Annotated in this window: 11 protein-coding genes and 1 pseudogene; 7 read left to right on the top strand and 5 right to left on the bottom strand. The window is 54.6% G+C overall.

The annotated features are described in order from the left end of the window. Positions 1-296 (bottom strand): annotated as a pseudogene (locus ABX962_RS06605) (hypothetical protein); the annotation flags it as partial. Between the two features lie 1,185 nt (positions 297-1,481). On the opposite strand from ABX962_RS06605, the gene ABX962_RS06610 reads away from it, so the two are divergent. The 3 genes from ABX962_RS06610 to ABX962_RS06620 all read left to right on the top strand — a co-directional run bounded on the left by ABX962_RS06610 (position 1,482) and on the right by ABX962_RS06620 (position 6,271). Then, the gene (locus tag ABX962_RS06610) at positions 1,482-2,096 is read left to right on the top strand and encodes an RES family NAD+ phosphorylase (RefSeq protein ID WP_372717757.1); all 615 of its coding nucleotides are present in this window, start codon (positions 1,482-1,484) and stop codon (positions 2,094-2,096) included. Positions 2,097-2,181: 85 nt separating this feature from the next. Next, positions 2,182-2,643, top strand: coding sequence for a hypothetical protein (locus ABX962_RS06615; RefSeq protein WP_372717759.1), 462 nt, complete (start codon positions 2,182-2,184; stop codon positions 2,641-2,643). Between the two features lie 523 nt (positions 2,644-3,166). After that, the gene (locus ABX962_RS06620; protein WP_372717761.1) at positions 3,167-6,271 is read left to right on the top strand and encodes a hypothetical protein; all 3,105 of its coding nucleotides are present in this window, start codon (positions 3,167-3,169) and stop codon (positions 6,269-6,271) included. A 1,189-nt stretch (positions 6,272-7,460) separates the two neighbouring features. Here the strand turns inward: ABX962_RS06620 and ABX962_RS06625 are convergent. Beyond that, positions 7,461-7,904 carry an HNH endonuclease gene (locus ABX962_RS06625; RefSeq protein WP_372717763.1) on the bottom strand — a complete coding sequence of 148 codons (444 nt, stop codon included), beginning with the start codon at positions 7,902-7,904 and terminating at the stop codon, positions 7,461-7,463. A gap of 1,266 nt (positions 7,905-9,170) precedes the next feature. On the opposite strand from ABX962_RS06625, the gene ABX962_RS06630 reads away from it, so the two are divergent. The 4 genes from ABX962_RS06630 (at position 9,171) to ABX962_RS06645 (ending at position 20,448) form a co-directional block, all read left to right on the top strand. Continuing rightward, positions 9,171-14,927: a DUF3320 domain-containing protein gene (locus tag ABX962_RS06630; RefSeq protein WP_372717765.1), complete on the top strand. Its 5,757-nt coding sequence runs from the start codon at positions 9,171-9,173 to the stop codon at positions 14,925-14,927. A gap of 304 nt (positions 14,928-15,231) precedes the next feature. Further along, on the top strand, positions 15,232-15,381 hold the full coding sequence (locus ABX962_RS06635; RefSeq protein WP_372717767.1) for a hypothetical protein: 150 nt from the start codon (positions 15,232-15,234) through the stop codon (positions 15,379-15,381). A gap of 108 nt (positions 15,382-15,489) precedes the next feature. Further along, a complete protein-coding gene (locus tag ABX962_RS06640; protein ID WP_372717768.1) occupies positions 15,490-19,188 on the top strand; it encodes a DEAD/DEAH box helicase family protein in 3,699 nt (1,232 codons plus the stop codon). A 237-nt stretch (positions 19,189-19,425) separates the two neighbouring features. After that, entirely contained in the window at positions 19,426-20,448 is a 1,023-nt protein-coding gene (locus ABX962_RS06645) for a nuclease-related domain-containing protein (protein ID WP_372717770.1), read from the top strand. Positions 20,449-20,791: 343 nt separating this feature from the next. Here the strand turns inward: ABX962_RS06645 and ABX962_RS06650 are convergent, their stop codons facing one another. From ABX962_RS06650 to ABX962_RS06660, 3 genes are all read right to left on the bottom strand, one after another. Further along, on the bottom strand, positions 20,792-21,961 hold the full coding sequence (locus tag ABX962_RS06650) for a hypothetical protein (protein WP_372717772.1): 1,170 nt from the start codon (positions 21,959-21,961) through the stop codon (positions 20,792-20,794). A 112-nt stretch (positions 21,962-22,073) separates the two neighbouring features. After that, positions 22,074-22,283 carry a hypothetical protein gene (locus ABX962_RS06655; protein ID WP_372717774.1) on the bottom strand — a complete coding sequence of 70 codons (210 nt, stop codon included), beginning with the start codon at positions 22,281-22,283 and terminating at the stop codon, positions 22,074-22,076. 129 nt (positions 22,284-22,412) lie between these two features. Continuing rightward, positions 22,413-23,114: a hypothetical protein gene (locus tag ABX962_RS06660; RefSeq protein ID WP_372717775.1), complete on the bottom strand. Its 702-nt coding sequence runs from the start codon at positions 23,112-23,114 to the stop codon at positions 22,413-22,415. Between the last annotated feature and the right edge of the window lie 473 nt (positions 23,115-23,587).

A 23,587-nucleotide genomic window follows, 5' to 3' on the forward strand; every position in this document is an offset into this window, starting at 1 on the left:
ATCAGTTTTTGCACCAAGGCTTGCGTGACCGTGGGGCCTTGTTGTTGCTGTGAATTTGTTGCAACTCGGCGCGCTTCATAGCGATCGCTTTGATTGCTTTGAACGTTTTGCGATCCCGCTGGCTGATCGGTGATCTGGCCCGGCAGTGTCGTGGGTTGACCAGGCTGATCGGGTTGGACGATCGGCGGACTGGTTGGCACGCCCGGTTGATCGAGAGTCGTTTGCGCCACGGCGGTCGAAAGACCCGTAATTGCCGCGACCGAGAGCGCGGCGGCAGAGAAACGTAGCTTGGACATGGGGGAACTCCTGAGATCAAAGAAGGAGGTGATTGCCACAACAACCGCGTCGTGGCCAACGTCCTAAAAACCGCAGCACTTCGCGTTCCCAATCAACCTACCCGCTGCCACGATTTAGAGGTGCAAGGGCACGAACCGGAGTCGCAGAAGCGTAACAAAAATGATATCAATCACAAGCAAACGTCGATGGGGATACAAAGTGGGATAGGCTTCCAGCTTGTCATCGTGTGCGAGGCACTTCCGCCTCAATTCCCCCGTAGCGAAACTCGGCAAGAGTTTCGGCACCCTCCACATCTCACGAACCCTGCCTCTTCCCCGTAGCGAAACTCGCGTAGAGTTTCGGAACCCGCTGCCCTTCCGACGAGCGCTGTGGTACTCGGCAGGCTCTCGTGCCGGCAAACCGCAATGCATTGAAAAGGAAAAATGTAAACTGAAAATTGAAAACTGCTGACTTCTCAGCCACGGACGTGGCGACAGCATTTAGCCTTGGGCGTGAGCCCAAGGAAATCAGCGCAACCGGATTCGCAAAGCCCCGGCAGGGGTGACAGAAAACTTCACCCGCCCGACGCAACCGGGAGGGTCGGAAACCGAGCCCACAGCGAGTTTTCCGGGGAAGGCAACGTGGCAGCGGAAACCGACGTTCCATCAACAAACGCAGCAAGAGTTTCGGCACCCTCCACATCTCACGAACCCTGCCTCTTCCCCGTAGCGAAACTCGCGTAGAGTTTCGGAACCCGCTGCCCTTCCGACGAGCGCTGTGGTACTCGGCAGGCTCTCATGCCGGAAAACCGCAAAGAATGAAAAGGAAAAATTGACAATTAAAAACTGTGAATTGCTGCCCCCTCAGCCACGCAACGTGGCGACAGCATTTAACCTTGGGCGTGAGCCCAAGGAAACCAGCGCAACCGAATTCGCAAAGCCCCGGCAGGGGCGACAGCAAACCCTCGTCAAGAGTTTCGACGTTGCACCTAACTAACGCCGTTCGCAGACGACTCTCGCGCCGGCAACCTACCCACGCCACACGCAAACGACTTGGAACGCCGAGCGACAATGGTTCGCCACCCCATTTTTCAATTGACAATTGTCAATCGAACTTTTTCAATTCCTTTAAAAACCACGTAACCAACGACATCCTCCCGAGAAAACCTGCGTCAATGATCGAGACTCCTCGGGCAGCAATAAGACATGAGCCAACGAAAACGTCCAGCCGCTGCCAAAGATCCTCCGGAAGTGATCGAGCTTTTCCAGGTGATCGCCTCGATGCGATCGGTTGCTCACGGATTTGACGGTGTGATCCTGCGGTCGGTTGCAATGAAATACGCCAATCAAAACGATTTCTTTTCTGGCGTCGGCGCAGCGAAAACAGGTGGGCGGTGGAACCGAGTGGGACTGCAAGCGATCTATGCGTCTTTGGATGTAATCACGGCGACCAAGGAAGCGTACCAGAACTTTGTTGCCTTCGGCTTCTCACTGACGTCGATCCGGCCACGCGTCACCGCGGGGGCCAGTGTTTCGTTAGGAAAAGTGCTCGACGTCAGCGACAAAAATGTCTGCTTCGATCTAGGCTTTACTCTCCAGGAGCTGATCGAAGAGGACTGGAGGTCGATCCAGAGCGGTGGCGACGAGTCTTGGACCCAGGCAATCGGGCGAGGCTGCCACGCCTGCGGACTGGAGGGATTGATTGTTCCTTCGGCACAACACGAAGCCGGCAAAAACATCGTGATCTTCCCCGGCAACCTCGCGAAATCCAGCAAAATCCATCTTCTTGCCGCCGATCAATTGCCATCAATCACCCCATAGGCGATATTCATGCATGCAAAAATGCAGGAAAAAATACTTGGCAAAGTGCAGGTGTGACGATAGAATCGAGCAGGAGGTGAAGACGATGGTGACCAAAACACGCAAGACAGCCACGAAGAAGACGACGCCAAAGACGACATCGAAGAAGAAGGCAACGACGCCCGCGGCGGCGATCGTCACGCTTCCGGTACGGGGGCTCAAAGGCCAAGGCCTATTGCAGCTCGGGCGTGAATCGAAACTGGAGCTTCGGGATCGCCTCGCGATGCCACGCCAGATGTTCGGGCGAATGGTGAACGTCTCGGAGCGGACGATTGCCAAAGTGGAAGCAAATTGTGACCAGGCCGACAAGCTCACGCGGCCCTACAACGAGGTCTACCGTTTGTGGGAAGCACTAAGCGACGTGGTGGACCCCGAATCCTTGGGCATCTGGTTTCAAACTCCCAACGACGCGTTTGACGGACTCAAACCACTGGAGATTATCGAACGAGGCGAGATCGACCGGCTGTGGAACATGGTCTTCCAATTACGAAGCGGAATGCCGGGGTAGAGTGAGGAGTGAGGAGTGAGGAGACACGGAGACACGGAGACACGGAGACACGGAGACACGGAGACACGGAGACACGGAGACACGGAGACACGGAGACACGGACGTTCCCCGTAGCGAAACTCGCGTAGAGTTTCGGAACCCGCTGCCCTTCCGACGAGCGCTGTGGTACTCGGCAGGCTCTCGTGCCGGCAAACCGCAATGCATTGAAAAGGGAAAATTGACAATTGACAATTGAAAACTGCTGACTTCCCTGCCACGAACGTGGCGGCAGCACGTAGCCTTGGCGTGAGGCCCAAGGAAACCGACTTTCGCTATCAAGACGCTCGCTGCGTTGCAAATCTACGCCTCTGAAGGTCGCGGTCGGCAAAATCGTCAAATTCGGCACAAGCGGAAGCATCTGGGATGCCGAATACCTCTTTGGATGGCGTGGTTTTTGTCTGCCGGAGGGGGCACCTCGAACGAGTCTCCGGGAAATCAGAGGTTTTTGCGCAGTTTTAATCAAGCTGCTACAAGGATGTGTCCCATGGCGTGCTCGTTTCGGTATTGGTTTAGCCTCGTGCTTGTGGTCGCGATCGCGGGATGTTCATGGCGTCGCAGCGAACGCAGCCACCATTTCCTCGATTCCACCTTCGGCGAGCGGCACACCGGACACCATTCGCCCGATTCCGTTCTGCACCTCGCATCGGAACTGACCCGTATCGAAGACGAAATCCGGCGTAACGGTTCGATCACCGTCAAAGCTCCTGACGTGTGGGGCGATGCGAACTTGATGAGTTCGATTCAAGAATACGAAAGCGTGATGGCCGACAGTGTCGACGATTTTGACGAGGTCCTGTCTGCCTATCTGGCCCGAAGCGATCAAGCCGAATTTCAATCGGCAACCGGAGTGGCGGCCGGGGCCGCAGGCGGCTTTTCCGCCGATACCGGTGCACCGACGCCTCTGACGCAGCAACAAGTCAACCAGCTGGTATTGCCGGCGGTGGGCGGAAGCTCGGGAGCCAACATCCCCAACCAATTGCCTGGCGAGCTGCTGGAAAAACTGATTTCCGCAGCGCCGCCGAAGAGTAAGGGCGTCGGGGTGGAGCCAACCGAGTTGTTACGACAAGAGTCGACCTACATTCAAGTCAACCAAGCCCTGCGGCGGCGTAACATGGGCGACGAACGGAGTCGCCAGGCCGGATATGGGCTGTACAAGTTCCGCGTACCGATCTCGGTACTGCCCGGCCGACAAACGCACGAAGGCTATTCCGCGGTCGTCAACATGCGTGCTCGATTGGCCGTCGATGCGGCCCACCTGCGGTACACCTTTCCCAAATTGGTAGTCGCCGACGTCGTCGATGATCTGTCAGTCTACATCCATGGCAAGTGGAAAGATTTGACTGCCGAAGATGCAAAGGATGGCAAATCGGATTGCTTGCAGTCCAGCGTCTCCATGCAAACGCGGCTTGAACCGGTGGGCTATTTTGATGAAGACGATGACCCAAAAATTGGACAGAAGGTTCAACCGGAACTGAACATGATGGATGCATCGATTCAGTTAGATGTACCAGGAATCCGGACCCAGGAGATCTACGGACATGAAAGTGTGCTCGCGATCGCAAAATTGGCAGGATCACAATTCAAAGACGGACAACCCAAGCTAGCAGAGCTACGGAATTTCTTGTTCGAGAATCTCACTCAGCAATATGAAATGCTCCGCCGGCAAAAACTGTTGTCACTAGCGTACGACGATCCGGCTTATCCGATCCCGTATGTGATCGCCGACGCGGCCAACGACGTGGCCAAGGGATGTGACGTCACGTCAGCCCGCTGTGCTTGGGTAAACGTGGCATCGTCACAAACCTGCATCGGTGAAAACGCACTCATCGCCTGGCCGTTGGCACTGCAAGCGGGCCTGCTCGACCACAACATCAAGCGAATGATCGAAGGCTTGGCTCTGGAAGGCAAAATCAGTCAATCCGATGCTGCACTCGCCGAGAGCGTCTACTTCTTTCAAGAAGAAGTCACGCCGCAAGAAGACGTGGTGCGTTTGTGGGAGATGGTCATCCAAGAAAACTTCCCCGTTCACGTCTTCGCCCTCGACCCTCAAGTCGAAGAGCAGAATGTGTACGATGCCTTCAGCCGTCGCCGCGAGATGCAGATCGCACTGGCGATCTCGGTCGCTCGTGGCTCACTCAATACCGCACAGCGTGTGGACATGAGTCGTCAATTGGCGCTCGACATGGCGTCGATCGACCTGAACCGCACCGCAGTCGCCTTCAGCCACGATAATGACACGTTTGGATGGTACTTCTATCCGCGTGTGCAATCGCCACCGCAAGAACGAAATAATGTCGCTGCGTTAGCACGTCTGATCTGGTCCACCGGTCCGACCGAACATTACGACCAGAAACACCTGTCGTTAGAACCCGGAATGCGTGAATGCGAAGTGTTGATTGCGATGCCCAGTTTCGTGCCGCACGTCGAGTTTGATGTCACCACGAACTGGGAGCGGCTGACCAAGCCAGGAGCGACGAAGCAGAGTTACGAGGAGATGGTCGCGTTGGGCGGCCGCATCCATCGGCTTCGCGGCAATTTGCGTGATGCCAAGGATGCTCAGTGTTTCCGCCCCGGCGACTATGCTCGTCTGATCAGCCGAGTCGACCAGTTAGAGAAAATGTTGTCGCTGCAATCGTACGAGGTCAACGTGCCTTACGCCTACGAGCAATCCGGCACGACGCTATTCAACAAAGGCGACGTGCAGCTGCGTCCGGTGCTGCATGGCGTTTATGGACTCGATTTTGTCACCACCGCAGAAGACGAAGGCAAAACGACTCATTTCTTTTTGCAGGGCCAAAATTTCCATCCCACACTCACACACGTGATCGTCGGCGGAGCGGAGAGCAACAGCTACAGCTCCGAAACCGAAGCGGACGTGCAAGTGATCAGTCGTGAACTGATCCGGGTGAAGGTGAACGGTTTATCCGCGAAGCTGAGTAAGGATGGCAAATTTGTGGTTCGCTGCGGAACGCCGGCCGGATTGTCCAATCCGCTTTGGGTTGATGCAAAGGCTGCCGCGCCGCCGAAAACGGCTGTCCCCGATTTCGTTTTGAAGAACAGCGCAGCACTGAGCGGCACGATCAAACTATCCGAAACAGGCCAACTTTCTGAAGTGGCCTGGAACGAACGCTGCAACCTGCAAGATTCGATCCGCATCGACTACAGTGGCAAACGCCCATTGCCGGTGGGCACGCTGATCGAGGTGATTGCCGAGTTCACGATCCAGAGCAGCGATGGAGAGACAAGCGTCGTGTCGGTCCCGGTGAAGGCACATCTACGTGACGAAGAAACGATCGAGCTCACTTGTGGCAAACTTCGCAACGCGATTGCCGACGCACTGGAGTCCGAGTTGCACGCGACGAAGGACTACGAGGTCGCCAAAGGCAAATTGCTGCTGCGATTTGGTGAGTGGCCGTTTATCTCGGTCGGAGGCGAGTTGACGATGAAAGTCGTCCATGCCTCATGTTGTCCGGCCCCTGAGATACTACCGCAGGTCGAAGGGCATCAGGCAGTGCCAGCGGCACCCGCGCAGAAGGACACTAGTCCGCTTCCCTCGTCCACCGCGGCCCGCCGCCTCCCTGCCCTGTAACGGAACTTCCGTAGCGAAATTTTCGTAGCGAAACTCGCCAAGAGTTTCGGCAGCCGCTGCCCTTCCGACGAACGCTGTGGTACTCGGGACGCTCTCGTGCCGGCAATTCGAAAAGCATTGAAAAGGCTAAATTGACAATACCAAATTGTAAATTGCCGACTTCTCAGCCACGGACGTGGCGGCAGCACGTAGCCTTGGGCGTGAGGCCCAAGGAACGCTTCACCCTCCCGGCGAAGACGGGAGGGTCGGAAACCGAGCCTACAGCGAGTTTTCCGGGGAGGGCAACGTGGCAGCGGAAATCGACGTTCCATCAACAGCCGCCAAGCGTCAACGCCCCTCGAACCTTGCAGCTCTTTGGACGTTAGCAAACCGCAAATCATTGAAAAGGTGAAATTGAAAACTGAAAATTGGAAACTGCTGCCCCCTCAGCCACGGACGTGGCGACAGCATTTAGCCTTGGGCGTGAGCCCAAGGAATGCGGTCAAACCGGATTCACAAAGCCCCGGCAGGGGCGACAGCAAACCATCGCCAAGAGTTTCGACGTTGCGACTAACGCCGTTCGCAGACGTCTCTCACGCCGGCAACCTACCCACGCCACACGCCAACGACTTGGAAAGCCGAGCAACAATGGTGCGCCACCCCATTTTTCAATTGACAATTTAACTTTTTCAATTCTTTCCCTTCAAGGGCATCACCCCAGCACGCAGCCTCGGCCATCCGCATCAACGACGGGCAAGTGGATGATGCGGATGCACCCGAGAACACCTGGGTAGGAAGATGGAGAGAGGAAAATGGGACGGCTGCAGTCGAAGAGCGAAGCATCACGCTCGAAAGCTTGGTAATCGAAAAGCGGTGGCCGACCTGCATCCCACCGTTTTCCGCAACGCTCCATTTTCTTGCCTCCATTTTCCACCAGCAAAAAACGGCCAGCAAATTGCGGCCACTCCGTGGGCCGTGGACAGTAAGGCACCGGGGGCGTTGCGTCGCCAACCTATACAACGACGTTAGCCGAGGACACGCTTGCGCGGGAGAAAAACGTTAGACAGAAAAATGGGGACAGAAAAATAGGAAAACAACTCCCCACTTCGAGTCTTCCAATTGCCACCGCCATTTTTCAATTTCCAATTGTTAATTTAACTTTTTCAATCCTGCATCTCGCCGCCAAGTCTTGTTCGCCGTCCGGCTTGTCTCACGCCCTCATCGGCCCCACAAAGCATTTTTCTCGGTGCCACGCCAGCTGTTTTTCGGCCGGCCACAGCCGCCGATCACGCGGCAGGATCAATCGTTTGCCGGCCATCGACGCCAGCGACGATTGCATCGGGCAATCTTCGTCAAAGGCTTCGTGGGCGACGATCACGCGGTAGTCTGCATCGACACTCCAGAGCCCAAGATCGAACAGCCAGTGCGAGTTCTTGCACAGCGCGATGCCGTTTCGAGGATCATCGTTTCGGGAATGGGCGAAAGGTCGAATGTGGGCGGCGTCGACGATACTGTGACCCGTGGTCGTGGTGATGCGGTAACCGGTCAGCGAACAGGTGTGGCAATAGGCTGCAACGACATCGACGCGGAAGCGTGCGGTACGTCCTTCGGCGCGAGCTTCCCTGTCCGCCTGCACCGCCAGCTCATCGAGCACGGCCGTGTAAGCTTGCCTCGCAGCACAGCTGTTTTTTACACAGGCAACACACGTGCAAGCAGGCTGTCCTCAGAATTAAACATTTTCTGTCAAAACGAATCGTCTTCCCTGTGGATTTTCGGGGGCGAGTGAACTATTGCTGAGGACTTATCTGATTGGAGCAACCACCTATGTCATTGTTCAGCAAAAGGGTGCAATCGTTTGGAACAGGCGATGCATCCGTCACATTTCCACCTCCTCGCATGGTTTTACTTGCAACTTGATTGCAAATTGCTTGCTCACGGAATTTATATCTTCTTGCGTATTTCAACAGTGTCTTTGTTATACGTAAGCGATTGCACACAGCATCGGTTGCTTCCCCCTCGAAATAAGGGCGAGGTGTATAGAGGCGTGGTGAGGACATTGCGTAGTGCGTGGTAGAAAGTAGGATTCTTAGTCCAATAGCTTGGCACAAGCAGCAGCGTGGACTTGTAACCAGGGGAGCACGTTATCCCACGACGTTGACTTAGAGTGATTTCCTAGCAGGGCTGGTTTTGCGTTAAGACAAGCGAATCATCCCTGAGTCGATATATCGGGAAACCGACTCGGCGTAAGTGAATTCGTAAAGAATAACGAAGAAATTGGTATATGTTGAGCGATTCCAGACGCCGTTGGGTACCGTGTTAGTTGAGAAAGCTGCTCTTCAAACAGTTCGACATTGTGAAGGCGTTTACTTGTATTAGGCGAAGCTAGGCTCCGGATCTGCAGAAACACCTGGAGATGAGAAATTGTTTTCACAGGGTATTTCTTTTGGACCTCTCGGTCCTTACATCTCTCGATTTGGTCCAAACGCAATAACTCAAATCGCCGTTTTAACGGAGTGAAGTTTCCCTGGAAATGCAGCAATAGCGTCAATTCAAGGTAGCCGAATAAATCGGCATTGTAGTTTCCGGACGTTGCCTCTGAGGGCGGTCGAGTTGACTGCACGCCTTGCGGCCCGGTGGAATATCTCTCCGAAACGGCATCGTTGAACCTTTGCTTGCCGATTTCAATTGCAAAACTAATCTGCGACATCTTGTAATCAGTTCTGGCGATTACAATCGCGGGAAGTCAAGACAATACACCGAGGGTCGCTATATCAATATGCATGCTGAAAATAATAAACAAGGGGTAACAGATTACGTCAAAATCCAGGCCAGCGTAGCGACGTGTCTCAATTACGCATCTTGGCAAAATTCGGTTCCAATTCTTCGATGCCTTAAGATTGACAATCGGGAGGGCGAAACGTTGGAGAACCTTTGCTTAGAGGTTCGTTCGATCCCTGGATTTGCACGTCCCAAGAAATGGATTATCGATTACATCGGCGCTGGCTCGGGTGTGGCGATCCGTGATCGCGATATCGAACTTGATCCAGATTACCTCAATGGATTGAACGAAGCGGAACGCGGGGTTATTGAATTCACGCTTTCAGTGGATGGCGATATAATCTCGACGGCTTCGCACGACGTCCGCGTTCTGGCTCGCGACCAGTGGGGGGGATTAAATTCAAGTCGCGAATTGCTAGCGGCGTTTGTGATGCCAAATGATCCAGCAGTCTCAAAAATTCTAAAGGTCGCCGGCGACGTGCTCTCCAAGCATGGGCATTCGTCCGCACTCGATGGGTATCAGAGTGGCGATCCGAGACGCGCGTACATGTTGGTCGCCGCGATTTGGTCTGCGGTCGCAGCAAAGGCGTTAACGTATGCCACTCCGCCGTGCAGCTTTGAAACCGAAGGTCAAAAAACGCGACGACCGTCTACCATTCTCTCCGAAGGCTTAGCGACCTGTTTGGATACCACGCTGCTGTTCGCCGCAGCGATTGAAGCGGTCGGATTAAATCCGGTCATCGTGCTTGTCCATGGACACTGCTTTGTAGGTGCTTGGCTGGTGGAGAAAACGCTGGATCAAGTCGTTGAAACCGATTGCAGCGAAATTCGCAAGGCGATCGCGGCTCGAGAGCTGATCACGTTTGAAACCACGTTGATCACGCATCGCCCACCTACACCCTTTGAAGATGCGATCCAAGCCGCGGTAAGTTCAACCGGTGAGTCCAATGAAGACAACTATCTAGCGACCATCGACATCACTCGGGCCCGTATGGCGCAGATTCGGCCGCTTGCGTCGCACGAATCGATCGCAACCATGGACGAAGACACCGCTTATCCCAGCGGTCCGTTACCATTGCCGGCCGCTCCCACTATCACAGCGCCGATGCAAAGTGCTGAGGACACAAAACCAGCAACGCCTGAAGGACGAATTGACCGCTGGCAACGAAAACTATTGGATCTGTCGCTACGGAACCGATTGCTAAATTTCAAGGACAGTAAGCAATCTGTTCCAATTCATTGTCCTAATATTTCACTGCTGGAGGATCATTTAGCTGCGGGAAAACAATTGCGTTTGATCTCGCTGTCTGAGCACAATCCGCTGAGCGGGCGAGACGCTGAGATTCACCGCAGCAAATCCAAGCAGGATCTCGATTCCGAATTTGCAATCCAAGCACTCGATCGCGATGAGGTGTCTTGCTCACTTAGCGAATCAGAGCTTGCCGGTCGCCTGACCACAATCTATCGCAATGTAAGAAACGATCTTGCCGAAGGCGGATCAAACACACTTTTTTTGGCTGTCGGATTCCTGCGGTGGAAGAAACCTGAGGACACGAAATTTTACCGCGCTCCTTTGCTGCTGGTGCCTGTCAAGCTGATTCGTAAAAGCGCGGTTTCATCGTTTAAATTGGCGATGCATGAGGACGATGTACGGTTCAACGCAACATTAATTCAGTTGCTCAAGAAGGATTTCGCTCGAGATCTGTCTTTCTTTGAATCTAATCTTCCAACGGACGAGAGCGGCGTTGATGTTCCGCAGATCTTGGAGCGAATGCGGCGTGAAGTTCGCGAGATCCCTGGCTTTGAAGTGGTTGACGAGACTGCGTTGGGCACGTTCTCGTTCGCAAAGTACTTGATGTGGAAGGACTTGATTGAGCGCATCGATTCGCTGAAGAACAATCGGGTCGTCCGGCACTTGATCGACAGCCCCGATCGTCCTTTTGAGTCCCAGGGCGGGGCGATTCCGCAAGCTCTCGAAGTCGATGTTCGGTACGAACCCAACGAGATTTATCATCCCCTCCCCGCTGATTCTTCCCAATTGGCAGCTGTGATGGCCGCATCGGAAGGCCAAGATTTTGTGTTGATCGGGCCGCCGGGAACGGGTAAGAGCCAAACAATCGCCAATATGATCTCCCAATGCTTGGCCACCGGCAAAACGGTCTTGTTTGTAGCAGAGAAAACCGCAGCCCTCAATGTCGTGTATCGTCGCTTGCGGGCACACGGATTGGGTGATTGTTGTCTGGAACTTCACAGCAACAAGGCTGAACGTCGCAAATTCCTCGATCAACTCGACACTGCCTGGAAAGATAATCGCCAGGTAAGTCAAAATGACTGGATCTCGGTCAGCAGTCGTTTGAAAATTCGTCGCGACGAACTGAACTCCTACGTCGCAGCAATACACAAGGAATATTCAAACGGATGGACGGTCTTCGAAGCAATGGGAACCTGCGTCAAAGGCGGTGACCATACAACGCCCGAATTCGATTGGGAGGATTCGGTTCAGCACGACCGTGCTGCGTTCCAAAAACTATCCGATATCATCGACCAAATTGCGCTCACATACGGTGCCATTGAAGGGGGAACGGCTTTGCCCGCTGTTGATGCGACACGTTGGTCCGCGTCATGGGAACAAGCATTGTTGTCGCAATGTGCGTCGCTCCAACGGGCTGCCGACGAACTGCGGGAGACCCTATCTCGCTTTTGCGACTGCATTGGCATCCCTGGCCGTAATGATGTCTCGCTCGCTGAGATGGAAGGCATCGGCCAACTGGCGGAAGCATTATTGGATGCCGCGGACGAAGACGTTCAGCTGTTGTTTCACAAGCAATTTGCCAAGTTCCCCGATGCGCGTCGACAATTAGATCTTGCGATCACGGCGTATGCTCAGGCACGTAACTCTGCAGCGGCAAACTACGATGAATCGCTCGACACGATTCCACTCGATGAGATCGACCAGAATTGGCGTCATGCCATCGCGTCTATCTGGCCGCTGTCCTGGTTTGCAAAACGCAAAGTCACTCGCTTGCTTCAAACCTATGCCAACGAAGGGATTGCGAACCCAGTTACCGACATTGTTGCGATCCGTGCGATTCAAGCTCAGCTTGAGATGATCAACGCGAGCCCTCTTGCGGGGCGATCAACGCACTACAATGCGACTGAAACGGACATCCGGCAACTTGATTCACAATTAACCAAGGCCGCAACGCTTCGACGATCCCTGGTTGCAATTGGCAAGCAGGTGGACAGTCTCCAGGTGATATCCAATGCCGTTGGTCCATTCATCAATGGGCAGCATCCAGATGCTCCGCTGTTCGCCACTGCAAAACAGTACGCAACTGCGATGGGTGTGTTCCTCGACGCTATGAAAACGTTTGGCGACACGGCTGGTAAAATCCCGATCACGAAGGATACGTCCCAAATAGTGCGTGCATCGGAGGATGCTGCGATGCAAATCGAAGTGAACCGTACGAGTCTACGGCGCTGGACCGCATGGTGCGAAGTACGTAGGGCGGCACAGGTTGCGGGTTTATCCAGGTTTGTGGAATCGATAGAACAAGGTGATATCTCATCGAATGAACTCGCCGATCGGTTTCGGTTGGCTTACGCACGATGGTGGGTTCGAGGGGTGATCGATCGCGATGACATCTTGCGAACGTTCCAGCGGTTTCAGCACGAGGATGCGATTGATGATTTTTGTCAGCTTGATGAACAGGCTCGTTCGCTCGCCTCGCTGCAGGCGAAACAGTCAATCGCCCATGATCTCCCCAGTCCCGAAGGGGTTCCGAGAAGAAGTGAGCTCGGTTTGCTACGTCATCAGATCGGATTACAGCGGCCCAGTAAGTCGATTCGGGAAATGATTGGTGCGATGCCCGAATCATTTGGGAAACTTGCCCCCTGTTTGTTGATGTCACCGCTGTCGATTGCCCAATATTTGCCGGTGCACCAGACGTTGTTTGACGTAGTAATTTTTGATGAAGCATCGCAAATTACAACCTGGGATGCTGTAGGAGCCATTGCGCGCGGACGTCAAACAATCATTGTTGGCGACCCCAAGCAGTTGCCACCAACGAACTTTTTTGGCCGCGCCGACGATGATCACACGAACGAAGGGATTGAAGATCACGAGAAAGATCTCGAAAGTATTCTCGATGAGGCGAAGGCCTCCGGTCTACCGACTCTGCAGCTGAATTGGCACTACCGAAGTCGCCATGAATCGCTGATCGCATTCTCCAACTGGAATTACTATGGCAACCACTTGGTCACGTTTCCGGCGGCTGAATCAGAAGATCGCGGCGTTTCTTTTGTTCATCTACCCGATGCAATGTACGATCGTGGCAAGAGTCGCACGAATCGCAAGGAAGCTGAGGCCATCGTCGCCGAGGCCGTTGCCCGAATGAATCGAAACCTGTTGTTGCCCATTGATGAACGGTTGACATTTGGGGTCATTACCTTCAACAGCCAACAGCAATCGTTGATTCAGGATCTTTTTGATCAAGCCCTGCGAGACAACCCCGAACTGGATTGGTACTTTGCCGATGAGCGAACCGAACCCACCGTTGTGAAGAATCTAGAAAATGTTCAAGGCGACGAACGAGACGTGATGATGTTCTCGATCACATATGGTCGAAAAGTCAAAGGTGAAACAGTTCCCAGAAGCTTTGGTGCGTTGAATCGCGACGGAGGGGAGCGACGCTTGAACGTCGCTGTCACGCGGGCGCGACAAGAGCTTCTTGTCTTTTCGTCGTTCACCGCAGATGAATTGAGCATCTTGGGAACCAATTCGCGTGGAGTACGAGATTTAAAAGCCTTCTTGGAGTACGCCGAAAAGGGGCCCGAGGCAATCGCGGCCCGAAGCGAGGGCAGTGTCGGTGGTTTCGATTCGCCGTTTGAGGAAGCGGTTGCAGAATCCTTGCAAAACCTTGGCTGGCAGGTGGTACCTCAAGTCGGGGTGTCCGGTTTCCGCGTCGATCTCGGAGTCGTTCACCCAGACAAACCCGGAGCGTATCTCGCCGGTGTGGAATGCGATGGAGCGACCTATCATCGAAGTGCTGTCGCTCGAGATCGAGACAAAATCCGACAGCAGGTACTCGAAAATCTCGGCTGGAACATCGTTCGCATCTGGTCACCAGAGTGGTGGTATGACGCGAAGTCCGCTACCGAAACTGTCCATCGTCAATTGCAGCAACTCTTGGACGATCAGCGCAACGGTGTTCCACACGATACAAAAAAACTTGACACCGTCGACCCTGATACTACCGAGCCTGATACAAGTTTCAGTGCAATCGAATCTGCCTCTGGGATAGAATCGGAGCATGATATTGACGTCGCGTCAAAAGGCTTGACCGTTGACAAGTCCAACGAGCGGTTCCATGGTAATCCTCAGATGTTCTACGCTCGTGTGAACTTGTCCGATTTGGCATCCAATCAAGATCGATTTTTTGAATCATCGTATGACGATGAACTTCGCGCTATGGCGATGGCCATCTTAAATCAACAAGCTCCGATTCGCGACGACGTCTTAGCGAAGCAAGTTGCCCGTGCTCATGGATTTGCGAGAACCGGTGCCAACATTCGATCGCGAGTACTTAATTTGCTGGTTGGAGTTCCGTCCACCAAGGAAGCCACAGGGCGATTTCTCTGGTCAAGCGAAACGCCCTCACGAATAATCTGCTTTCGCAACGCGTCCTGTGAGGATGATCGCCGTAGTGTTGGCGAAATACCCATCGCTGAACTTCTTGGACTTATTCAGCGGAATGAGCATCTGCTTTCCGAGGACGATCCCGCCATCGCGTTGGCCCGAAGTATCGGCCTTGGGCGTTTAAGTCAGTCCGCTCGCCAACGTTTTGAGGAGGCCGTTGCTCGTTGGAAAGAGCTTAAGGGCAAGGATGAACTATGCTAGTCCGTTTTTGCTGACGTCAGACACCGACCAGTAAGTTGCGTTGTTAGTTTCAAACGAGCGGTTCCTAGTGGCATTGCAGAAAGCCAATTTCAGCTACCCACCATGTATTAAAATGGGACATATCCCGTCACCAAGTCACGTGTTCATGCTACGTTGTGTTGGCGTTTAAGACATGAAAGTGAGTTTACAGGAGTAATCATCGTTCATAATGGCAGCGATGGAAGGATAGAGGTCCATTTTTGGATCAGAATGCAATCCTGTGTTTCAGAGAGCTATACAACGGGCTTTTTCCACTCCAACGTCAATGACACTCCCATCGTCTTGGACTCACGAGATGGGGGAGTTAAAGGAGATCGGAATCGAAGCGATCGAGTTGTTACGGTTTGTGATCTCCAGTTCTCGATACGGGCAATACAGACTTCTGTACCAAGAGATGTTCCGTGGTCATTTTTGAACGATTCGTTCCCGGGTGACAAGCATTGTATGCCGCTGTATCTTGGGAGATCTGTCCATAGATCGCTTGTGGTGCCAGCCTGTTTTTTGCGTCGTATAGACTTTGTCGATGAAATCTCCGTTTCTTTGCGTTTCGCCTGAGGATTGGATTGCTTCCAATGAGCTGGCGTTTGCCATCTTTGACGGGTTTCCGGTTGCTCCAGGGCACTCGCTGATTGTTACCAAGCGGCTCGTGGTGACTTGGTTTGATGCGACGGCGGATGAACAGGCTGCGTTGATGGAGCTGGTGAATGTCGTCAAGCAGAAACTCGATGAAACACTGCGGCCCAAACCCGATGGATACAATGTCGGCTTCAATGCGGGGAGTGCGGCAGGACAGACGGTGGATCACGTTCATATCCATGTGATCCCGCGTTACCGAGGTGACGTCGCCGATCCTCGCGGTGGGGTTCGTCATGTCATCCCCTCCAAAGCAAACTACCTGGTCGAGCGACCTGATGCTTCGGCGGCGGATTCGCCCGAGACTGATGCCTATTTGAGTGTGGGGCATCCGCAGTCGCCGCTCTGGGAACATTTGGCTTGGCGGATCGCTGGGGCAAAATCAGTCGATGTGCTGGTGTCGTTCGTTCAGTCTTCAGGGCTGGATGTGATCGAAGAAAGGCTCTTTGATGCGATCCGCAATCAAGCGGTCGTGCGAATTTTGGTCAGCGATTATCTGTTTATCTCGGACCCCAAGGCACTGCGGACACTGCTTGGATGGTGCGAATTGGTGGCGGAGGAATCATCGTCACCGCAGTTATCGGTCAAGCTGATTGAGACGGCGAAGCTGCCATCCAGTCCGGCGTCGTTTCATCCCCAGGCGTGGCGGATTGTCGAGGACTACCGCGACTTTATCTCGGTGGGCAGCAGCAATCTTTCAAAACCTGCACTGCTGACCGGCGTCGAGTGGAACCTGTTGTCAACCACGAACGCGAAGGAGGCCTCGCACACTCAGTTTTCGGACCAGTTCGATTTGTTATGGGATGTGGCCTCGACGCTAACGCAGGAACTGGTCGCGAATTACGAGCAAAAGGCTGCGAAGTATCGTCGCGAGCATTTTGTCCCGGTCACCGTCGAGCCGGCGCAAATTCCATCGCCTCGTGCTTGGCAGGCCGAGGCGCTGCAGGCTCTGCAGCGTGTTCGTGATGCTGGCCACCGTCGGGCACTTGTCGCTGTGGCGACAGGGATGGGGAAGACTTGGTTGGCGGCGTTTGATGCCTGTCAATTCGGCGAGTCTCTGCGTCGTCGTCCTCGCGTGCTGATCATTGCCCACCGGTCCCATATTCTGGCGCAATCCGAAGCGGTGCTTTCGCGGTTACTGGACCACCGCTTTGGCGACGGCTCGACCGCTTGGTACATCGGCGACCGCAGCGAGTTGGCCGGAGATCTTGTCATTGCGTCGATTCAGAAGCTGTCACGTCCCGAGGGGCTCAAGCGGCTGGCCAAAGAGCATTTTGACTATGTGATCATGGATGAAGTGCATCATGCGAATGCGCCAAGTTATCGCCGTGTGCTTGCCAAACTCGATTGTGACTTTGCCCTTGGTTTGACGGCGACTCCGGAGCGTACCGACGGCGTCGATGTGGCTACGATCTTTGACGACAACTTGGCCTATCAAGCGACGATCGGGGACGGGATCGCCGAGGACTCGCTGGTCCCGTTCCACTACGTCGGGATCAAGGACACGGTCGATTTTCGGCAAATCCCCTGGCGAAACGGGCGTTTCGACGTGGCGGAACTCGAAGAGCGAGTCGCTCGCAGCGAACGGATGGACAAGCTTTGGACGGCGATGCAAGAGCATCCGGCCGAGCGAACGATCGTGTTTTGTTGTTCCAAGCGTCATGCCTTGTTCGCACGCGATTGGCTGAAGGAGAAAGGTGTCTCGTCCGCAGCGGTCTTTTCGGGCGAGGGTAGCGACAGTTACGGCGAGTCGCTTGAAGGGCTTCGCAGCGGCAAGCTTCAGACGCTGTGCGTGGTCGACATGTTCAACGAAGGGCTCGACATACCTGCGGTGGATCGTGTCGTGATGCTTCGCCCGACCGAATCAAAAATCATCTTCTTGCAACAGCTAGGGCGTGGTCTGCGTGCAAGTGAAGGCAAGTCGCGTCTTCTGGTGATCGACTTTGTTGGCAATCATCGTATTTTCGCGCAGCGGATCGTGCATCTGTTGTCACTGCGGACGGGCAGCGACAAATGGCAACCGCTGAAGGATTGGCTCGGGGGTAAAGAGGCTGATCTTCCTGAAGGCTGTTTGCTGGATGTCGAGCTCGATGCGAAGGACATGCTGAAAAAGTTTCTTCCCAAGGGCAAAGCTGCCTCGATCGAAGGCTACCGTGCGATCCGAGACGAGCTGGGCCGCCGTCCGACGGCATTAGAAGTGTTTGCACGCGGCTATTTGCCAAAAACGATGGGGGCAGGCGAGGGAAGCTGGTTTGGATTTACTCAGAGCCAAGGTGATTTAGATGATCCGCAACGCGAAACACTTGCAGCGTTTAGTGATTGGTTAAAGACGGTAGAGACGACTAGTTTGAACAAGTCGTACAAGATGGTCGTGCTACGAGTACTGTTGGATTCGGGCCAGTTTTTCTCGGGGATCGATCTCGGCGAACTTTCGAAGCAGTGCCGAAGATTTATGCTTCACCATGAGGTGCTGCAGCGTGACCTCGTTGGTGATAACCACGCGGTTGACCACGAGAACGCGAGCGACCGCGAATGGTCGGATTGGTGGATCAAATGGCCGATCGGGCGATGGTTGGAAACTCAAAACAAGAAAGTTTGGTTTGAGCGAGATGGGAACCACTTTCGGTTCCGCATCGATTGCCCTGAAAAGCTGCACTCTTCGCTTGAGTCGATGACCGAAGAACTGGTTGACTGGCGTCTTGCAGCGTACGCGAAGAGTCGTCGTCTGGTGAAAAGCGTGTCTGGCGATTTGACATTCGATGGTAAGGTGTCCCATACCAACGGACGCCCCATTCTTTTCCTACCCGACAGGAGCGAATTGCCAGAGCGTCCCACCGGTCCGATCATGGCAAAGCTTCCCAGCGGTGAGTTATGGGATTTTAAACTCGTCAAAATTGCCTGCAACGTAGCGAGACCGGTTGGTGAAACAAAGAACCAGCTTGGCGACTTGCTGAAATCGTGGTTCGGGCCCGATGCCGGTTTGCCGGGAACGAATTTCCATGTGCAATTCACGAATCAGGACGGGCAGTGGCAGGTGTCGCCATGCCCGGTTGATGGGGCGATCCAAGGAGATGCCGCCGAGGCGATTGGCGCGGACGCCGATGTGGTCGTGCCTGAGGTGCCGAAGGCAGCGAAATACACGACGCATGCACCGGTTTACGACCTTTCGATTGCCGCCGGCGGATGGGGGCCTGAGGGAGTGCCGACGGCGATCGGCTGGATGGAGGTTCCCAATGGGCGGCTGGCCGAAGGGATGTTTGCCGCTCGCGTCACGGGGCATTCGATGGAACCGAAGATTCCGACAGGGGCTTGGTGTTTGTTCCGTCCGATTGACGTGGGATCGCGTGAAGGAAAACTGCTGCTCGTGCAGGTCAACACGCATGTGGACCCCGAAGAGGGCGGTCGGTACACGATCAAACGATACCACTCGACCAAGCATGTTACTGACGATGGCTGGGAACATGCGACGATTGAACTGCAGCCACTAAACAAGGATTACGCTCCGATCCAAGTGTCTGCTGAACAGGCCGGCGATCTGAGAGTGATCGGCGAATTTGTCAGCTTGATCGCGCCGTCAACATCGGAGTGATGGTTGGGCTGCGGTGCGGATGCAAGCGGGTGGCTGTGTCTTGCTGGTTGGGTGGTGTTGCCCCATTGCGTCCATGGCATCGAACTTGAAACAGGGACTCCTTGCGTTGTCCACTACCAAAACAAGAATACGGCGTTACAAAAGGGCGGGGACTCGTTGCCTCGTCCACTACCGTGAACGTCTTCAATCGAGCGGCGGCGGGGGCCGCTGCATCCACTTGCTAATCCAAGAGCACCGATGATCGTAAAAGAAAAGGAATCCGCCCGGCCGACAGACCCGATGGGAAACGCTGGTTTCGAGGCAGAGAAACAAATGGCGTTCTTCTTGCGTCGTGCTTTCGCCGAGTCGTCTGATGTGCTGGTGTTTAATGATGTCACGTATGAACGAAATGGCGAACGAGCACAGATTGATCATCTGGTGATGCATCGTTTTGGTTTCGTGATCGTCGAGAGCAAGTCGGTGACGGGGACGGTCGAAGTCAACGAGCACCACGAATTTGTCAGGACATCCGGTGGCCGGCGCGCGGGGATGCGGTCGCCAATCGAGCAGGGGAGACTGCAGGCTCAGTTGCTGCAAAACTTACTCAATGACACTAAGGAATCGCTGCGGCCAAAAAAGCTGTTTGGAAAAGTCCAGCCTTATTTTGGTGACGAACGGTTCACCGTATTTGTGGCGATCTCGGATCAGGGAGTGATTGAGCGAAACGGCGCCAATCCGCCTGAATTGATGAAGGCCGAGCGGGTGGTCAAAGAAATCGTCGAAAAGACGAACCGCTACCAGCAATCCCAAGGAGTCAATGGGTTAGTCAATTTCCTGGCGGCGGGCAAGGAGAAAACAAAAGAACTCGAAGGACATCAAGTTGCCGCCTTTACTGACCATGAAATGGAAGCGATCAAAGAGTTTTTAACGAGCCAGTGCCGAGGTGGTGCGGCGGTGAAAACTGCGAAGCCGAATGTGGTCTCCAAGCAGGTGGCGACGGTGAACGAAGTCGCATCTGCAAAGAATCCCACCACCGCAGCGACCTTTGCCGTCCAGTGTGATGATTGTAAGACAACGGACGTCGAGATTTTGTATGGCCGTTACGGCTACTATCTCCGCTGTCGGGCTTGTGAGGCGACCAGGACGGTGCCGCAAAAATGTGAGGTATGTAGCGGCAAGGCGAAGCTTCGTAAGAAGGCCAATTGCTTCTATCGCGATTGCCAGACGTGTGGGACTCCGGTGCTGCTGCATACCAATCCCGCCAATGCGGAAAGCAGCTAGGCGGGGTAGGGAAGAATTGAAAAAGTTAAATTGATAATTGTAAATTGAAAAATGGGAGTGCGTGCATGTTGCTCGGCTTTGCGTTAGCCGATTGCGTGCGTCGTGGTTGCTGTCGCCCCTATCGGGGCTTTGCGAATTCGGTTCGACCGCATTCTTGGATTCTTGGGCTCACGCCCAAGGCTAAATGCTGTCGCCACGTCCGTGGCTGAGGGGTCAGCAATTTTCAATTGTCAATTGTCAATTTTCCCTTTTCAATGTTCTCGGTTCGCTGACGCGTGGCAAGAGCTTCGTGGGATGCTGGCGGTGCCGAAACTTTTGACAAGTTTCGCTACGGGTTTGCGGGTCATTGTTGTTTCGCCAAATGTTTGGCGAGCTCTTGGAGCGACAGGCGGCCGTCTTGGTTTTCGTCGGCTGCTTTCATGGTTGATGCCGGCAGTTTGCCGGGGCCGGATGTGTCAGACGACAACTCGGCGGGTTCGATGAACGTTGATCGGTCGGTGTCGTGACGCAACAGCAGACGGCGAGCGTTGGCGATGTGCTCGTCGCTGAACCCGAGCTGCTTTCGCTCGCTGGCGATGTACGTTTGCACTTCGCCAAGCGTGACGGTGCCGTCGGAGTTGGCGTCGAATCGAGTGTACTGCTGGGCTGCATCGCCGTCGGCTGAGAACGCACCGGTTCGCATTTCGTCTTGGCTGATCTTGCCGTCTTGGTTGTAGTCGGCCATCGCGATGATCCGTTTCGCTTTGACGCCGTCCGATTTACTGAGCCCCAGTTCTCGCCGATGCTTTGAAAACAAGATCGCCAGCTCCATGTTGTTCAGCTTGCCGTCGCCGTTGTCATCGTGCCCGCGGGCATCAAGCGGCAATCCGGCGGCCGCCAATTCTTTGGCGTCCAGGTTCTGGTCGCCATCCTTATCAAACTTCTTTATCACCTTGATCGCACTCATGTTGTCGACCGCTTCGATCCCCAGTTCGCGGCGGAGCTCGCGGTTGAAGGCGAATTGCTCGGCGATTTCGCTTACCGTGATGATGCCATCGGCGTCCTTGTCAAACTTCGACGGATCGGGCGGCCAGCCGGCGGCGATTTCATCGGCATCCAATTGTCCGTTGCGATTGCTGTCGTGCCGCTTGATGAAGACCTGAGAATTGTTGCGGTCAAATTGCGTGATCCCCAACGAGTCGCGTTTATTGGCGAGATAGATGGCGACTTCCAAGTGCGTTAGTTTGCCGTCGTGATTCAGATCGAACGTGGCATGCTCGTCACGCCACGGCAGTCGTTTGCGTTCCACAGCGTCAATAAACCCGTCTTCGTCGGCATCGCAAATCGTCATCGTTTGCGTCGCGTCCGACAGGTCCGATTGGATCAGCACCAGCGAGAGCAGGTCGCTCGGGTCCGGAGGCGACTTTGGTTCAGGGGCCTGAGCTGCGGCTGGAACGCCGTGCAGCGCAAAAACGCAGTGCATCGCAAAATAGAGAGCCCCCATGCCGAGTGGCCACATGCTTGAATGTTTCATCGCTTTACTCCCGCGGCCCCATCGAATTGGATTGGAATCATCTTCATCAATCGTTTCAATGTATTGCATCCCGCGATGGCTCGCAGCGTTTTTTGAGTAGGCCAATGCGAATTTAATGCTTTCGTTTTGTAATGGTTGAGTTGTTTTGGGGGGCGAGTGTTTCGCCGCGAGGTTTGTTTGCAGAACGAAAGAGGGCGTTTGCCGCCTCGGGTGAGGCGGATTGATAGACCGAATGGCGGGCGGGGTCGGGGCGTGCGGGAATGATGGCGACGCAGCGGAGCGAAACGTGGGTGTGCGTTTGATGCGTAGCGGAAGTCGTCAAGGCTTTCGTTGGTGCGTTGGTCTCCGCTGCAACGGTGCCCTCCCCGGAAAACTCGCTGAAGGCTCGTTTTCCGACCCTCCCCGCTGCGCCGGGCGGGTGACATGGCGAAGCGGGGATGCCGGTTTTTTTTTAGGTTAAAGGATTGGGCGGCAGGCTGGAGGATTTGAGCAGTTCGAGTTCGGCGATGCGGTTTTTGAGTCGCTCGATCTCTTCGTCGATCGAGGCAATGTTGCGTTGTTCGATCGGGCCAAGCACCGCGGTGCCTCTGCGGTCCAGTTTGCTGATCCGGTGCAAGATCGGGATCACCAAGCTGATCGCGGCAACGACGATCGACATCGCGGCGATCAGTCGCCAGACGGCGGACGAATCGATCTCGCCCAGGATTACGCAGCACAGTAGCAGCGAGTAGCCGAAAATGATCTGGCTGCCGATAAAATAGACCCAGCGAAATCGGCTGGCCAGTTTCGCGATCGACAGCAGGCAGACGTGGACGGTGGTGACCGCCAGGATCGACAAGCAAGTGGTGGTTTTCCAGAAGATTTCCGAGTCGTTGGTGGTCCAGATCCCCAACAGGAGCAACGCGGCGGCGATGCCGGTCAGAATCAGTCCGGCAGACGGCAGCAAATTGCGGCCATGCGGAGTGCGGGTCATGTCGCAGGCGAGACCACACAGACTGGCTGCGGCAATCACGACTGTCGTCATCACCACTTGGACCTCAAACCAGCTCCAGGTGTTCCGCAACACGAAGAAGATGCCCAGGACGGCGCCAAACAAGACGGAGCCGATCAGGCCATACAGCAGCGGCTTTTTCAGTTTACTGGGGTGACTCATCGGTCGAGAGCTCGGTTGCAGGAGAAGCGGGGCGGTTCCCGCAGAAGCAGGGGGGGGCCAGAGAAACAGGAAGCCGGAAAGTGGCGTTCATTATCAAAGAGCCCCCGAAACGGCGGATACTTCGCCAAAATTGTAGTCCAGGCTGCCAGCCTGGCCGAGCTGTCGATGCCACGTCAGTTTTCCGCAGCTACGAAACCCTCCCCGGAAGATTCGCAGTGATAGCGGATGTTGGCGAAAGGGGATGGAACCGTGGCTAGCGTCAAAACGAGGGCGCCGCAAATCATTTTCTCGTAGCTACCTTCGCCAGAAGGTGGTGATTCGCGTTTGGCCAACAACCATCCACGCTCTGGCGAGTCCTCATTCCGCTTCGCGGCACCCTAAATAATGAAAACGGCGGTTAGTGTATAATTTACGATGGCTGACGTGTGAGTTGGGTCGCAGATCGTGCTCCACTGGCGTCTAGAGCCCGTTGG

This window comes from Novipirellula sp. (assembly GCF_041583735.1).
Classification (GTDB): domain Bacteria; phylum Planctomycetota; class Planctomycetia; order Pirellulales; family Pirellulaceae; genus Novipirellula.

Coding starts and splice junctions, on each gene's coding strand:
- ABX962_RS06610 (WP_372717757.1), top strand. CDS start 1,482: ATGAGCCAACGAAAACGTCCAGCCGCTGCCAAAGATCCTCCGGAAGTG.
- ABX962_RS06650 (WP_372717772.1), bottom strand. CDS start 21,961: ATGAAACATTCAAGCATGTGGCCACTCGGCATGGGGGCTCTCTATTTT.
- ABX962_RS06645 (WP_372717770.1), top strand. CDS start 19,426: ATGATCGTAAAAGAAAAGGAATCCGCCCGGCCGACAGACCCGATGGGA.
- ABX962_RS06620 (WP_372717761.1), top strand. CDS start 3,167: ATGGCGTGCTCGTTTCGGTATTGGTTTAGCCTCGTGCTTGTGGTCGCG.
- ABX962_RS06635 (WP_372717767.1), top strand. CDS start 15,232: ATGACACTCCCATCGTCTTGGACTCACGAGATGGGGGAGTTAAAGGAG.
- ABX962_RS06640 (WP_372717768.1), top strand. CDS start 15,490: ATGAAATCTCCGTTTCTTTGCGTTTCGCCTGAGGATTGGATTGCTTCC.
- ABX962_RS06660 (WP_372717775.1), bottom strand. CDS start 23,114: ATGAGTCACCCCAGTAAACTGAAAAAGCCGCTGCTGTATGGCCTGATC.
- ABX962_RS06615 (WP_372717759.1), top strand. CDS start 2,182: ATGGTGACCAAAACACGCAAGACAGCCACGAAGAAGACGACGCCAAAG.